Raw genomic sequence first — 13,817 nt, 5'->3', positions numbered from 1 at the left:
AAAATCAATGATAGGGTGCTAGTACATTGATTCAAGTGATACGTGAACGTGCTACGAAACAGCAGATTGACGAAATGCTCAAAACCTGGGGAGTATTTATCAAAATAGTAGTGGATATCGAGCGCGAAATTTTGGCTGGTGGTGCAGAACGTCACTATGAATGTGAGCAAGAATTGTTGAAAGATGGTAGTAAACAAAAAAATCTTTGGGGTGCAGATTGGTGTCCTTTCACTCAGGAAATGGTGTTTGAATCGATTATTAACATTCGCCCCAGCCAAAACAATCGTACTATGATCATTGAATCCCCTGATATTAGAGAGCGAGTTACTCAGATTACCCTGCGATTACTAGGAGGATTATGATACCGAACTGGAGCGCAATTGAAGCAAGTTTTTTAGGTCAACCCCATCCACAGCAGATGGGAGAATTGGCAGCTTCTTTGGCACGTCTCAAATCCTGGTGTCAAAAGAATGCCAGCCGTGAATTAGTGCCAGTGTTGCTTTCGGAAAACCTACTATACGTGAATTTGTTACAACAAAAAAGCCAGATTAATAATACTGAATTAACCCAACTCCAAAACTTGCTAGAAGACTGGCAGCAAAATTGGGTAAATATTTACGATAATCCAACCAAAACAGCATCCTTGGCTGCGGCTGCGGCTACTTGGTCAGAACGAGTGTTGAAGATGTCGGGGTTATTGTCTACAGCAGTTATGTAGCTAAGATTTAGAAACTGCAATCAATCGCTCTCTACACTTTCTTTTGGCAATTATGAAAGCATGAAAATTAACCGCAACATTCAAATACTGTAATTCGGAACGAGAGGAAGTTAAATAAATCTGCCAAAGAATTTTGACAAAAAATTTTTAATAATTGTTTGTAGCGATCGCCCTACAATTTCCTTTAAGAATATGAGACGTTATTATTTTATAGCAGAATTTAATATCAATAGTTCAGGGAAATTAGAAGTTAAATACTATACAGCAGATGGCGGAACTTCTGAAAATCCCAATGATGCAAAACTGTACGAGAAAAGGCAAGACGCGGATATTGTAGTAATTCAGAACGATACTGAAGCAAGTATATTTGCTGTAAATTCAATGCCAATATTTTGTAGTTAGCGATCGCCCTCAGCACTTTTCTTTGGCAGCATCAGATTTTAATCAATTATCTGCCTTCTCATTGACTTAATTTGACTACGCTTAGTTTTACTGTCAAGACGTTTTTTTTGAGAACTGCGAGTTGGTTTGGTTGGTTTACGGATTTCGGGCAATACAACTGCGCTTAGTATGAGTTGCTTGAGTCGTTGCAAAGCTTCTTCCCGGTTTTTTTCTTGGCTACGGTGTTCTTGAGCTTTGATGACAACAACCCCATCCTGGGTGATGCGTCGGTCGTTGAGCTTTAGAAGTTGCTGTTTATAGAAAGCGGGTAGTGATGAAGCTTCAATGTCAAAGCGCAAGTGAATGGCTGTAGCAACTTTATTGACGTTTTGACCCCCTGCTCCTTGAGAACGAATCGCGCTAATTTCGAGTTCGCTATCGGGGATGATGATTTTATTTTTAATTTGCAGCATAACTTATATATAGCTTATTGGGCGCGATCACCCCTTCTTCTCGCTAATTCTTTGCTTGTAGAAATTTTATATACAATATTAGTTTTGTTCCTCCAGAAGCTTCTTACCTTTAGCAACATAAGGAGCTATTTCCTTGCGGATAATTTCACTCATCGTAGTGCTATTGGCTATACACCAAGCTTCAAAAGCCACCTTATGCTCTGGCTCTATCACAATTTGTATATAGTCTTTTTTGCGGTCTAATTTTTTTCTGGGCATGACTTATTTTTTTATTTCTCTATAATTTTATCATGATAATTATCATGATAAAATTATCAACATGAGGGTAAAAAACTACACTCTCATCAGGAGGTGAAAAGACTGACTCAATCTAAAGGTGGCGGAAACGGACATCAAGAATACAACCCAGAGGTTGAATTCGAGTACGTTGATGCTGATGTCTGGTACGAGAAAAATCCTGAAACGGGGGAACGTATCGATGTAACCACTACAGACGATATTCTTGACCAGATGAATGATGAGGACGAAGAGGAAGATAATCCACCTTCGTCCAAATAACTCTAGATAACCGTTTGTATTAACAATGCTCCTAGTTAGCAGCTAGGGGCTTTCCTTGATTTTAACTCAAATTATATGTCGGCAATTTATTCTCCTCTTTACCTCCAAATTTATGAGCGTGAAGGGACTCGCTGGTTTTTTCATCCTGGCAATGTTTTCTATAATGCTCATGGCATTTCTACCGATTTAGAATCGACACTCAAAAGAAACGGATTAACTAAAATGAAAGTTTTGGTTGAGCTATTCCGAATCAACGGTGGTAAACCAGGTTATTATTTAGCTAATATTAGAGACAAAAAATATCACTATTGCGGACAAGACTGGGCAGGTGTCAAAGCCAAGTTAAGAGAATTAGGTATTGGCAGAGATGAGCCAAATTATCACTCTTAAATGAACAATTTCTGTAGAGGCGATGGCGCAAAGCGCCCGCCGGAGGCGATCGCATTCTTGCTTGTAAATAGTTTGATAAAACAAGGGTAGAGTTTGAGCTACCACTAATGACTACCACCAAGATTCACGCGCGTTGTTGGCATTCATAACGTTACTCTGTTGGTATTTTACACAGAGGCTGATTGCTGGCAGTTGGGGTTGATTAGTTCTGGTGGTGCAGTGTTTGGTGAGCGCAAACTTTACTATACGCCTGAAGCTGCGGAGAAAGCAGGGCGTGAGTGGATTAGACAGGGTAATTAAACGTTGCGTGTCTACTGATCTAAATAAGTCCATCACGGTAAATGAACTTTTGGGGCGGTTTCACTATTAATTACACTAGACACCATTTTGCGCGGCGTAAGGAAGGCAAGGACAATTGCCACCAAGAATAATGCTGGAACATCACCAAACAGGTGTCCACGTTCAACAGGATCAATTACTGCGTGTACCGCCATAATTAGCCCATGCACTAAACTTGACCAAACAGTGAACCAGATTAAACTGAGATTCGCTTCTGGTTGTCGAGAAGCCAACAGCAAAAAGACACCAAGCGTCGCATAAACACCAATGATCATTTGTTCATATTCGTACTGACTTGGTTGCCATAACCAGCCTGATGGCCAGATTTTAGTCAGCGGATAAATAAGTAAAAAGGCAATTCCGACAATAATGAGAGCGATTTGTAAGTAACGATGACGCTCATCCATTGTTATCACCTCTGCTATTTTCCTGTGCAGTCTTTATCAATAAAACTGCTTAGTTTGTAATAGTATCGCCACTAGTGACACTTCAGTTTTGAAGTGTTAGAAATTTTAATGCTTGATTCAGTGTTTTAGCAAAGTGAATTCCCCATTTTTTATTCTGCAATTCCAATTGCTTATGATTTCGTTGAATCTAGCGAAAAATCACAAAATTATCGGCTAGGTTTTTTGGTGGAATTATCAAAACCTGGGCAGCACTGTACCCGTGCCAGCATCCTTTTTGGAGCGAACATACCTCTTAGTAGTATCGCTTTTTTTGTGCCTTAACTGGTCTTGCACCTCAAACAGTGGCTTAACTTCCACCGCCCTCGTTGCGTGAGAATGCCTTAACCAGTGACCAGAAAATTCTATTTTGGCCACCTCCGAGATATCCTGAATCAACTGTTTAATTGCTCTATCGCTTAACGGCAACCCGCGCTTTTTTGGGTCAGGTGACATATTGGGGAAAACTGGCATCTTGTCACTAGCCATCCCTCGGTACTTTTTAAGCAACTTAGATGTCTCGTGATCTAAGCCAATTTCGTGGTGCTGGCCACCCTTTCCCCAAAACTTAATTGTGTAATACCCGCGTTGTCTATCTTCTGGTATTGGGTCAAATTGCCATTGAAAGTTGTGCCAATATAACCCCGGATAATCTTCTTTGGGTTTCCCTGGTTCATCACCAGGAACAGTTACACGTCCTACTTCGCCAACCCGCATTCCGCTATAAAACAGCAAACAAAAAATTAGCCAGTGCTTACCCCCCAACTGCTTGGCAGCAAGGGCTAGTTTCTCCATCTCCCAATCTTCTAAATATCGCTCTGCCTTCGGTAATTCACTAAAATTGTCGTAATTTATCGTACTTGCAATATTCCGCAAGAAATAGCCACAATTCTCAGCCGAACCATAACTCCACAGCGAGCGGAGCATCAAAATCTTGTTTGTTTTTGTATAAGGGGAAACCTCACCCCAAGAGGCAATAAATTCCAGTAACTTTGGTTGCTGAATTAATCTTAAGTCGGGTATGCCTTCACTGCGTACCCAATCAAGAAATTTTTGACCAAACCGATAGTATTTTCGCTTAGTTTGTTCGCGGTTCTGCGACCCCGCCCAAGCTAAGATTAACTCAGAATCATTACTAACAGCAGGGGTGCGGTAATAATATTGCCTGATGACCTCCGATACCAATTCTGGAGTTACTTGTGGCGAAGTATTTGGCGTTACAACATTTCCTGACTTAGCAGGCAGAACTTCTACAGAGCTAACCTCAATATTAGTAACATCCATTAGAGAAATAAGAGTTACGTGAACATAAACATATAACTTCCTGGAAGAGCCATTTCAGGAAGCTTTTATTTTATTCTAAGGCTTAAGTGGATGTGCGGGGACTGCCTAGTTCAGTATTGGTGGTCAAGCAACGCCCCATTTTTTGTGAATAGATGTAGCATTTAGATTTTGAACACCTCATCATTATGTAGTTCATGAATGGCGATCGCCCTCCCAAGCAAAAAACCCCGGCGTTAAGTACCGAGGTTTAGAGAAGAAGCCTTTTGGGTCGATGAGAGATGCCGATACCGAAATCCACAAATATTAACTAACTGCAATTGCAACCAAAACTAGAGCAGTAACAAATATAGTTGCAATTGCACCTTGTATCAGGTAATTACGCTGTTCCCAAACTGCTGGATACTCAGCGCAGTATACCTGGGGTTCAGTTGGGTAGTTGTTGAGAACGCCGTTTTCATTAACTGTGGTGTACATAGTTTTTTTATTGCTTATTTATTAATTTATGTAAATAAATATAACAATATTGTTACGAATGGTCAACATGACTTGACACAAAAAGTCTGATAGCGTTAATAAAAGTCGCTAATCAGCAATGGGGTACTCAGGCGAGGAAAGAAAGCGCCGTGCTGGTGCTGTATTGCAGATTTTGGAGCGAGTCAGGGCAGTTTCTTAGAGGAAATAATAGGCGATCGCCTAGTTTGTGCGTTCATCATGATACTGTCAAGGTAATTATCAAGATGAATGATAAAGCAGACAGACCAGTTTTACCTAGACATTAGATATGAGCAATATAGGGAGAACAAAGTATCTCTTTCAAAGCATCTTGTTCCTTGAGAAGCCGTAAACCTTCACGGATAACTTCACTTGCGGAAGTATACATACCGCTTTCAACTTTAGATTGTACCCACTTTTCCAATTCGGGGGTTAAAGAAACGTTCATCTACTACCTCTGGATAGGCTGATATCAATCATCCTATCGGGAATAACAAAAAATATCCAAGTTTGTTATTGCTTTATATGCCAAAATTACTTATTGACACAATATGCTAATTTCAGCATAATTTATAGTGCATGGATACAGAACAAGAAAAACCACAGCTAAAAAAATTTAAATCAATAGCCAGCGCACTAGATGATTTGAAAGAGTTTCCTGAAGATGTACAGGATGTAATGGGATATGCTCTTGAGTTGGCACAACGTGGTAAAAAACATCCAGATGCAAAACCTTTACGTGGGTTTCCAGGTGCGGGTGTTTTAGAAATTGTAGATGATTTTGATGGAGATACGTATAGAGCAATATACACTGTTAGATTTGAAGGAGTTGTGTATTTATTACATTCTTTTCAAAAGAAATCAAAACATGGTATTGCTACACCAAAACAAGATATTGAATTAGTAGAAAAGAGATTAAAAGCAGCTAAAGAGGATTATTTACAAGAGATTAAAAGGAGCGAAGTCAAGAAAGATGGACAACCAGAATAAAGTTGTTAGTGGTAGTGGTAATGTATTTGCTGATTTAGGGTTATCTAATCCTGAAGAACGTTTAGTTAGGGCTGAACTGGCGATGAAAATTAGTGAAATTATTACTACTCAAAAACTAACTCAGGTTCAAGCTGCCGAAATTTTAGGTATAGATCAACCAAAAGTTTCTGCTTTAACTAGAGGTAAACTAAAAGATTTTTCAGTTGAAAGATTAATAAAATTTTTGAATATTTTGGGTAATGATGTAGAGATTAGAGTCAAACCTAAACCCGAAAATCATACTTCTGCTTCTACTACTGTAGTTTGCTTTTAAAGGTTGAGTTGAGCGATCGCCGATTTCATGTAAAATATTGCATAAATACGGAATGAATTTTCTCACGCAGAGGCGCAAAGGCGCAGAGAGAACCAAGAGTTTTTTAACTATGTGTCGGTTGGGTTAGACGCATGAAAAATATTGATACTAAATAGACAATTCTATTTTGCGTCGTAACCCAACATCAATGATTTTAGTAAACAATCAATTCTTGTATAGAAGTTAAGAGATGGTAAATTAACTACAAAATAATGTTGGGTTCCACTGCATTCCACCAAACCTACAGAAGATAGCGATCGTACTTGCGCTGCTTAGTATACATGAATGATATTTTTTGTCAATGTGGAACTCCTATAGGCTTCAAATATATATTTGATTTTAAAAATTACACAAATATTGTATTCTTATAAAAAAGTTTTTCATATATTAAAACACATATGTTTCACGGTCTTACGCATGAAAATATATATGCTGCTGCACGACTAACTTCTGTATTTGAACTACGCAATGGAGAACTCAAGAAGGTTTCAGGAACAGCTTTTGGCGTTGCTTGCCCTGATGGAGAACTTGCAATAATTACTAACAGGCATCTCGTTGAGTTGAATTATAACCCTCCATATATTTCAGAATATTGTGGCTTTAAATTAAAGCATTTAGTTTGCGAAATTCGTGGAAGAAATTTTGATGACGGGTTCCCTGGAATTATAAAGACACTAACTGTACCAATGTCGCATAATGAAGTTTGTTTTGATGATAATAGTGCTAATGATGTTGCTGTAATCTTTGATGTACAGTCGTATAATTCAGATGAATCTATTGATCGTCATTGGGATTACTGCTTTGAACTAAGTGACTTGGCAACTGAAAAGGAGCTATATTCTGACCTGCATCCATTTGATCTTCTTGCATTTACTGGATTTCCAAGTGGTTTTGACAAATCAGAGTTAAGAGCCATTATTCGTAGTGGAACAGTTGCCTCTGATCCTCGCTTTTCTTATAGCTATGAAGGGAAAGAAAAGGGAGAAATAATTCTCTATGAAGGATTTAGTTTTGGTGGTTCATCTGGAAGTCCAGTTATTGCAGTTCCAAAAATTGCCCCTAAAAATGTGGAATTTTCTTTACCACATTTAAATCAAGATCGTAGATTTTTACTAGTAGGTATTAATGCTGGTCATACTCTTGATACTTCACATATTGCTACAATACCTCAACATTCTGGACTTTCATACTTTGTTAAATCGTCAGTAATACGTCGTATTTTAGATAAGTGTATTCAAAAGAAAAAACAGCAATAAAGACGAAATAAATAAACAAGTCTAAAACTTGATAGAAATGTTGTTTTAAATCTTTTTACCGAAAATATAATCATCGAAAACACAAATAGCTAATCGCTAGTTTGAAAATCACCAGCAATTAGCTATTAGTTGTAGTTAACAATTGACTTGTTCCTAACTCAGTGCTTCTGCACCGCCGACAACCTCTAAGAGTTCTTGAGTAATAGCGGCTTGTCGGGCTTTGTTGTAAGACAGCGATAGGTTTTTAATCAATTCACCAGCGTTGTCGCTAGCGTTACTCATGGCTGTCATCCGCGCTGCTAGTTCACTGGCAGCAGATTCTTGTAATGCCCGCAGTAATTGGTTGCCCAAATACAGGGGTAGCAAGGCATCCAGGATTTGTACTGGGTCTTGCTCAAAAATCATGTCGCTGGCTAAAGGTTGAACTTGAGAAGTTACTTTCTGCCGTTCAACTTCAAATTGACCACCACGAGTTGTCAAGCGGAAAATTTCGTCGTCTGCTGCTTCTAAACCTTGGGTGTCAAGAGGTAGCAAGGTTTGTACTACAGGACGAGAACTAACCAAGGAGACGAAACGAGTGTAGATTAATTCGATACGGTCTACTTTTTCCGAGAGGAACAAAGACAGCAATTCGTCAGCAATTCTGTTTGCTTCTTCGGCGGTGGGGATTTGTTCTAAGCCACTGTAGGTAGCATCGATAGGCTGGTTGCGGCGTTGGAAGTATTGGGTAGCTTTACGACCAACCAATACAAATGTGTAGTCAACACCTTCTGCCTTGAGTTCCTTGGCGCGGTTTTCAGCACGACGGATGACGTTGTTGTTATAACCGCCACACAAACCTCTGTCGCCAGAAATGACTAACAAGCCTACTGATTTAACTTCCCGTTTTCTCAGTAGTGGCAGGTTTGCATCTTCAAACCGCAGACGGGTTTGCAAACCATATAGCACTTGCGCTAGTCTGTCAGCGAAGGGACGAGTAGCCAGCACTTGTTCTTGCGCCCGACGTACTCGCGCTGCTGCTACTAGCCGCATGGCTTCTGTGATTTTTTTGGTGTTTTTGACCGACTGAATGCGATCGCGTATTGATTTGAGGTTAGGCATATTTTTGGTTAGTAGTCAATGGTCAATGGTGAGCCAGCGCGGTCTTGGGGGAAAGCCCCATGAGCGACTGGCGAACCCCAAAGGGGTCAATGGTCAAGGGTCAAAAGTCTTGATCTTTGACTATTGACTCTTGACTCTGGACTCTTGACTAATTACGCTGCTGCTTTGAAGGTCTTTTTGTAATCGTCTAAAGCAGCTTTCAATGCGGCTTCTTCTTCATCACCTAGTACTTTCTTGCTTTGTACTGATTGGTAATAAGGAGACTTACCAGTTTTCAGGTAATCGCGGAAGCCTTTGGTGAAGGTGGTTACTTTATCTACAGCGATATCATCTAAGTAACCATTAATACCAGCGTAGAGAATTGCTACTTGTTCAGCTACAGACAGAGGCTCGTTTTGAGACTGCTTGAGGAGTTCCCGCAGGCGTTGACCCCGTGCCAATTGGTCTTGGGTAGCTTTATCTAAGTCAGAAGCAAATTGCGCGAAGGCTTGGAGGTCGTCAAACTGTGCCAGTTCGAGCTTAATCTTACCAGCAACTTTTTTCATTGCCTTGGTTTGTGCCGCAGAACCCACACGGGATACGGAAATACCAGGGTTTACAGCAGGACGAATACCAGCGTTGAACAAGTCAGAAGACAAGAAGATCTGACCGTCGGTGATGGAAATTACGTTGGTGGGGATGTATGCGGATACGTCACCTGCTTGGGTTTCGATGATGGGTAGAGCGGTCATGCTACCAGCACCCAACTCATCGCTGAGTTTAGCTGCTCTTTCCAACAAGCGAGAGTGAATGTAGAATACGTCTCCGGGGTAAGCTTCCCGTCCGGGTGGACGACGCAGTAGCAAGGACATTTGGCGATATGCTTGTGCTTGCTTGGAAAGGTCGTCGTAGATTACCAGAGTAGCTTTGCCTTTGTACATGAAGTACTCAGCAATAGTAGCTCCGGTGTAAGGAGCCAAGAATTGTAAGGTAGCAGGGTCACTGGCGTTAGCTGCAACAACTACGGTGTAGTCGAGTGCGCCTTTTTCTTGTAAGGTTTGAACTACGTTAGCTACGGTGGAAGCTTTTTGACCAACGGCTACGTAAACACAAACTACATCTTCACCTTTTTGGTTAATGATGGTGTCAATTGCGATCGCAGTTTTACCTGTTTGACGGTCGCCAATGATTAACTCGCGCTGACCCCGACCGATGGGAATCATGGAGTCGATAGCGGTAATCCCGGTTTGCATGGGTTCGTGTACAGAGCGACGAGCAATGATACCGGGTGCAGGCGATTCAATCAAGCGGCTTTCTGTGGATTTGATGTCGCCTTTTCCGTCGATGGCACGACCTAAAGCGTCAACAACCCGTCCAATTAAGGCTTCACCGACACCGATTTGGGCAATTCTACCAGTAGCTCTAACAGAACTACCTTCTTGGATACTATTACCTGTACCCATGAGTACCGCACCCACGTTATCTTCTTCCAAGTTTTGGGCGATACCAACGGTGCCATCTTCAAATTCTAAAAGTTCCCCAGCCATAGCCTTTTCTAGGCCATAAATCCGGGCAATACCGTCACCTACTTGTAGAACGGTTCCAACGTTAGCAACTTTGACTTCTTGGTCGTATTGCTCGATCTGCTGTTGAATAATGCTGCTAATTTCGTCAGGTCTAATTGATATGCTCATGGTGTATGTTTTTCTTTTGCAACACGGAAGAAATAGTAATCAATATCGAAATGCTGAGTTGAAAGTGCTGAGTGCTGAGTGCTGAGTGCTGAGTGAAAATTTTCTCCCCTGCTCCCCTGCTCCTCTGCTCCCCTGCCTCTTCCTAGCCGTTAGTCAAACGCAAAGACAAGCGACGTAGTTGACCACGTAAACTAGCGTCGATTACCTGTGAGCCGACTTTGATAATCACACCACCGATTAATTCGTTGTCTACTCTACTTTCCAGTTCTACTTGACGAGCATTGGTGATAGAGATGACTTTCTGTTTAATCGCTTCCTCTTGCTCTGGTGAGAGCGCAACAGCAGAAGTTACTTCTGCTAACACAGTTTGATTCAGCTGCCGCAGCAATGCCAAATACTGTTTTAAAATCTGGTCTAAGAAGAAGATGCGTCGTTTGTCTACTAACAGTAGCAAAAAGTTGCGTAAGTAAGGATTACCACCTTCACCTGTTATTTGGCTGATCACCGCTTTCTTGGTTTCAGGCACAATAAAGGGGTTATCGATAAAGTTCCGCAGTTGTTGAGAATTTTGCAACAAGTCTAGTAAGGCACGTGCATCGTTACCGAACTCTTCTGTCAGATTTTTGGACTGTGCTACTGACATCAATGCCTGTGCGTAAGGCTGGGCGATTTCGGCTGTTTCTACATTACTTTTCATTACCGTCCTCCCACCTGAGCAATGCTACGGTCAATTAGTGCCTGTTGAACATCGTCACTAACACCAGAGCGCAGCTGTGATTCGACTTGTTGTAGTGCCAAAGCGGCTACGCGCTGCCGCAATTCGGTTAGCGCACGCTCTCTTTCGGTATTCAAGTCTGCTGCTGCTGTTTGTTTCAAGCGTTCTACGTCTTGTGCTGCTTTATCTAACAGAGCTGCTTTAGTTGCCTGGGCGCTTTCTTCGGCTGCTTGGCGAATGCGTTGTGCCTCAGCTTGAGCCTGGGTCAACTGTTCTTGCGCTTGCGAAAGAGAAGCTTGCGCTTCTTTTAAGCGTTGTTCTGCTTCCTGAATCGCAGTTTCGATATTGGATCTGCGCTCGTTCAGGATATTGCTTAAAACTTTACGTCCAAAGTAGAATAATATGCCAATCAGAATCACTAAATTAATCAGATTGGTTTCTAAAATGTCTAGGTTTAGACCGAAACCACCTTCTGCTGCGCCTTCTGCCAATTCAGAGTGAACAGCTTGAGCTTCTGTGGCAAGTAAAAAGAAAATGCCCATGATAGCCATCTACAAGTGCGCTGCTCGCTTGCTAATAAGTTTTGTCTTCCCGTAGGAAAAAAGTGCTACGAATTTTAGATTTTAGATTTTAAATTTTAGATTTTTTGGTTTATCCCCCACCGAAATTTTAGATTTTTCATTTTTGATTGAGTAATTTATCAATCGGCAACCTAAAATTGGCACTGTAAATCCAAAATCGGCAATCCAAAATCCAAAATTGGCTGACACTTAATTAAGCGCTCTGGGACAAATGCCCAGTTGCGCGTATGCTTTCGCTCTAGCTAGTTTTAGCTTATCTAGCTAAACTCGGCCCTAAGAGTTTTTCTAGGATCTGCCTGCTGAGAGCATCAACTTGTTGTTCTAAGGAACGCATAGCTTCCTGCTTTTGTTGCTCTATTTCAGCAGAAGCTTTTTCTCGTTGAGCTTGAGCTTCTTGTTGCGCCTCAGCAATTTTCTGGGCAGTAATATTCTTAGCCTCAACCTGAGCAGCTTCTAAAGTAGCTTGCGATTGTCTGCGAGCTTCTGCTAGTTGTTGCTCATATTCTTGAGTTAGGCGTTCGGCTTTGGCTAAACGTTCCTTGGCTTCAAGGGTATTGGTGCGGATGTAATTATCGCGATCGTCCAGTACCTTGGTCAGTGGCTTATAGAAAATTACATTCAACAAGGCTGCCAACAGCAGGAACTGCAATGCCATAAAGGGCAAGGTAGCATCGAAATCAAACATTTCTCTCCTCTTTGGCTGGAGTAGCAGTTTTCATGGCTTGCAACGTTATCCAACCTTTCGTATTTTAGAGACCCATAGCCACAAGGGTCAGCCTACATCATAACTACTCAATACCCAAAATATTTCGGTTGTAGAGACGTGATAATTCACGGCTCTACAATCACAAAACTTTTAGGTTCTAGGAAAATGGGTTAGCAAACAACAGTACTAGCGCGATTACTAGACCGTAGATAGTCAGGGATTCCATGAACGCCAAGGTTAACAGCAGAGTACCGCGAATTTTGCCTTCTGCTTCTGGTTGACGAGCAATACCTTCTACTGCCTGACCAGCAGCGTTACCTTGTCCAATACCAGGGCCGATAGCAGCCAAACCAATTGCTAGAGCAGCAGCCAGAACTGAAGCAGCAGAAACTAATGGATCCATTTTGATTTTCCTTGCTTTAAGTACAGAACTACAAAAGTAAATTAACTAACTAGTAAAGACGTGTTTTTTCACGCTGCACCGAGTTCTCACAGATCGCACTTTGCGACGTTTTGAGCTTTGATGCTCGTCGGAACTGTGCTAACAACTGAGGGCTTTAATGATGCTCCTCATGCTCTTCGCCGCCGTGTCCTTCCATTGCCTCATGAATGTAGGCTCCCGCTAGGGTAGCAAATACCAGGGCTTGGATGGCACTGGTAAATAAACCCAAGGCCATTACAGGCAGAGGTACAAATAAAGGCACGAGCAGCACTAATACCGCTACAACCAATTCATCCGCCAAGATGTTACCGAAAAGACGGAAGCTTAGGGAGAGGGGCTTAGTGAAATCTTCGAGAATGGCGATCGGCAACAGTACGGGTGTTGGCTCTATGTATTTCTTGAAGTAGCCCAAACCGCGTTTGCTGAAACCTGCATAAAAGTAAGCAAGAGAAGTCAGCAGTGCCAATGCTACCGTCGTATTGATGTCATTGGTGGGAGCCGCTAATTCACCAGATGGCAGCTTAATTAGCTTCCAGGGAATTAAAGCACCTGACCAGTTCGATACGAAGATAAACAAGAACAATGTACCAATAAATGGTACCCAAGGGCGGTACTCTTTCTCACCAAGTTGGTTTTTTGCTAGATCACGAATAAATTCCAGAGCGTATTCCATTAAGTTTTGGATACCACTGGGAACTTTTTGTATGTTCCGAGTAGCAGCTAATGAAGCTATTACCAGAACGCCAATGACGAACCATGAGGTGAGAAAAACCTGCCCATGAATTTTGAGGTTGCCTAATTGCCAGTAGAAATGATGACCTACTTCTAATTCGGCGAGGGGAAAAGAATTAAAGGCGTTTAAAACACTAAGCATTTGCATTCTTCAAGCATTTTCCCCAACGAGCGAGGATGGGTGTATTGTC

At 41.6% G+C, this 13,817-nt stretch carries 21 protein-coding genes and 1 pseudogene; 9 read left to right on the top strand and 13 right to left on the bottom strand.

Features of this window, described 5'->3' with window-relative positions; translation table 11 throughout:
* Positions 1 to 26 precede the first annotated feature (26 nt).
* From ACMX3D_RS17525 to ACMX3D_RS17515, 3 genes are all read left to right on the top strand, one after another.
* A complete protein-coding gene (locus ACMX3D_RS17525) occupies positions 27 to 362 on the top strand; it encodes a DUF5674 family protein (RefSeq protein ID WP_482747155.1) in 336 nt (111 codons plus the stop codon).
* Positions 359 to 718 carry a hypothetical protein gene (locus ACMX3D_RS17520; RefSeq protein ID WP_482747154.1) on the top strand — a complete coding sequence of 120 codons (360 nt, stop codon included), beginning with the start codon at positions 359 to 361 and terminating at the stop codon, positions 716 to 718. The genes ACMX3D_RS17525 and ACMX3D_RS17520 overlap by 4 nt, the downstream gene beginning before the upstream one ends.
* Before the next feature lie 192 nt (positions 719 to 910).
* Positions 911 to 1,120 carry a hypothetical protein gene (locus tag ACMX3D_RS17515; protein ID WP_482747153.1) on the top strand — a complete coding sequence of 70 codons (210 nt, stop codon included), beginning with the start codon at positions 911 to 913 and terminating at the stop codon, positions 1,118 to 1,120.
* A 38-nt stretch (positions 1,121 to 1,158) separates the two neighbouring features.
* Here the strand turns inward: ACMX3D_RS17515 and arfB are convergent, their stop codons facing one another.
* Positions 1,159 to 1,572 carry an alternative ribosome rescue aminoacyl-tRNA hydrolase ArfB gene (gene arfB, locus ACMX3D_RS17510; protein ID WP_482747152.1) on the bottom strand — a complete coding sequence of 138 codons (414 nt, stop codon included), beginning with the start codon at positions 1,570 to 1,572 and terminating at the stop codon, positions 1,159 to 1,161.
* A gap of 78 nt (positions 1,573 to 1,650) precedes the next feature.
* Entirely contained in the window at positions 1,651 to 1,830 is a 180-nt protein-coding gene (locus tag ACMX3D_RS17505; RefSeq protein WP_482747151.1) for a hypothetical protein, read from the bottom strand.
* 93 nt (positions 1,831 to 1,923) lie between these two features.
* On the opposite strand from ACMX3D_RS17505, the gene ACMX3D_RS17500 reads away from it, so the two are divergent.
* The 3 genes and pseudogenes from ACMX3D_RS17500 to ACMX3D_RS17490 all read left to right on the top strand — a co-directional run bounded on the left by ACMX3D_RS17500 (position 1,924) and on the right by ACMX3D_RS17490 (position 2,820).
* Entirely contained in the window at positions 1,924 to 2,130 is a 207-nt protein-coding gene (locus tag ACMX3D_RS17500) for a hypothetical protein (RefSeq protein WP_482747150.1), read from the top strand.
* Between the two features lie 75 nt (positions 2,131 to 2,205).
* Positions 2,206 to 2,520 carry a hypothetical protein gene (locus tag ACMX3D_RS17495; RefSeq protein WP_482747149.1) on the top strand — a complete coding sequence of 105 codons (315 nt, stop codon included), beginning with the start codon at positions 2,206 to 2,208 and terminating at the stop codon, positions 2,518 to 2,520.
* Between the two features lie 107 nt (positions 2,521 to 2,627).
* Positions 2,628 to 2,820 (top strand): annotated as a pseudogene (locus ACMX3D_RS17490) (hypothetical protein).
* 32 nt (positions 2,821 to 2,852) lie between these two features.
* On the opposite strand, the gene ACMX3D_RS17485 reads toward ACMX3D_RS17490, so the two are convergent.
* The 4 genes from ACMX3D_RS17485 to ACMX3D_RS17470 form a co-directional block, all read right to left on the bottom strand.
* Positions 2,853 to 3,266: a DUF6632 domain-containing protein gene (locus tag ACMX3D_RS17485; protein ID WP_482747148.1), complete on the bottom strand. Its 414-nt coding sequence runs from the start codon at positions 3,264 to 3,266 to the stop codon at positions 2,853 to 2,855.
* Positions 3,267 to 3,500: 234 nt separating this feature from the next.
* Positions 3,501 to 4,586, bottom strand: coding sequence for a tyrosine-type recombinase/integrase (locus ACMX3D_RS17480; RefSeq protein ID WP_482747147.1), 1,086 nt, complete (start codon positions 4,584 to 4,586; stop codon positions 3,501 to 3,503).
* Positions 4,587 to 4,889: 303 nt separating this feature from the next.
* A complete protein-coding gene (gene psb34, locus ACMX3D_RS17475) occupies positions 4,890 to 5,060 on the bottom strand; it encodes a photosystem II assembly protein Psb34 (RefSeq protein ID WP_482747146.1) in 171 nt (56 codons plus the stop codon).
* 301 nt (positions 5,061 to 5,361) lie between these two features.
* Positions 5,362 to 5,526: a type II toxin-antitoxin system ParD family antitoxin gene (locus ACMX3D_RS17470; protein ID WP_482747145.1), complete on the bottom strand. Its 165-nt coding sequence runs from the start codon at positions 5,524 to 5,526 to the stop codon at positions 5,362 to 5,364.
* 131 nt (positions 5,527 to 5,657) lie between these two features.
* Between ACMX3D_RS17470 and ACMX3D_RS17465 the strand changes: the two genes are divergently transcribed.
* From ACMX3D_RS17465 to ACMX3D_RS17455, 3 genes are all read left to right on the top strand, one after another.
* Positions 5,658 to 6,068, top strand: a complete 411-nt coding sequence (locus ACMX3D_RS17465; RefSeq protein WP_482747144.1) for a type II toxin-antitoxin system RelE/ParE family toxin — start codon at positions 5,658 to 5,660, stop codon at positions 6,066 to 6,068.
* The gene (locus ACMX3D_RS17460; protein ID WP_482747143.1) at positions 6,052 to 6,381 is read left to right on the top strand and encodes a helix-turn-helix domain-containing protein; all 330 of its coding nucleotides are present in this window, start codon (positions 6,052 to 6,054) and stop codon (positions 6,379 to 6,381) included. Before ACMX3D_RS17465 ends, ACMX3D_RS17460 begins: the two co-directional genes overlap by 17 nt.
* 437 nt (positions 6,382 to 6,818) lie before the next feature.
* The gene (locus ACMX3D_RS17455; protein ID WP_482747142.1) at positions 6,819 to 7,676 is read left to right on the top strand and encodes a hypothetical protein; all 858 of its coding nucleotides are present in this window, start codon (positions 6,819 to 6,821) and stop codon (positions 7,674 to 7,676) included.
* A 153-nt stretch (positions 7,677 to 7,829) separates the two neighbouring features.
* Here the strand turns inward: ACMX3D_RS17455 and ACMX3D_RS17450 are convergent, their stop codons facing one another.
* The 7 genes from ACMX3D_RS17450 to atpB all read right to left on the bottom strand — a co-directional run bounded on the left by ACMX3D_RS17450 (position 7,830) and on the right by atpB (position 13,774).
* Positions 7,830 to 8,777 (bottom strand): F0F1 ATP synthase subunit gamma, encoded by a 948-nt coding sequence (locus ACMX3D_RS17450; RefSeq protein ID WP_482747141.1) that lies wholly within the window; start codon positions 8,775 to 8,777, stop codon positions 7,830 to 7,832.
* Positions 8,778 to 8,929: 152 nt separating this feature from the next.
* Entirely contained in the window at positions 8,930 to 10,450 is a 1,521-nt protein-coding gene (gene atpA / locus ACMX3D_RS17445) for a F0F1 ATP synthase subunit alpha (RefSeq protein WP_482747140.1), read from the bottom strand.
* Positions 10,451 to 10,592: 142 nt separating this feature from the next.
* On the bottom strand, positions 10,593 to 11,147 hold the full coding sequence (gene atpH, locus ACMX3D_RS17440; RefSeq protein WP_482747139.1) for an ATP synthase F1 subunit delta: 555 nt from the start codon (positions 11,145 to 11,147) through the stop codon (positions 10,593 to 10,595).
* Positions 11,147 to 11,716 (bottom strand): F0F1 ATP synthase subunit B, encoded by a 570-nt coding sequence (locus ACMX3D_RS17435; protein WP_482747138.1) that lies wholly within the window; start codon positions 11,714 to 11,716, stop codon positions 11,147 to 11,149. The genes atpH and ACMX3D_RS17435 overlap by 1 nt, the downstream gene beginning before the upstream one ends.
* 283 nt (positions 11,717 to 11,999) lie before the next feature.
* Positions 12,000 to 12,431: a F0F1 ATP synthase subunit B' gene (locus tag ACMX3D_RS17430; RefSeq protein WP_482747137.1), complete on the bottom strand. Its 432-nt coding sequence runs from the start codon at positions 12,429 to 12,431 to the stop codon at positions 12,000 to 12,002.
* Between the two features lie 178 nt (positions 12,432 to 12,609).
* A complete protein-coding gene (atpE, locus tag ACMX3D_RS17425; protein ID WP_008233924.1) occupies positions 12,610 to 12,855 on the bottom strand; it encodes an ATP synthase F0 subunit C in 246 nt (81 codons plus the stop codon).
* Between the two features lie 154 nt (positions 12,856 to 13,009).
* Positions 13,010 to 13,774 carry a F0F1 ATP synthase subunit A gene (gene atpB / locus ACMX3D_RS17420; RefSeq protein WP_482747136.1) on the bottom strand — a complete coding sequence of 255 codons (765 nt, stop codon included), beginning with the start codon at positions 13,772 to 13,774 and terminating at the stop codon, positions 13,010 to 13,012.
* Positions 13,775 to 13,817: the final 43 nt, after the last annotated feature.

Source organism: Anabaena sp. TISTR 8404, assembly GCF_056847745.1.
This window is presented reverse-complemented; position numbering and strand designations above follow the sequence as displayed.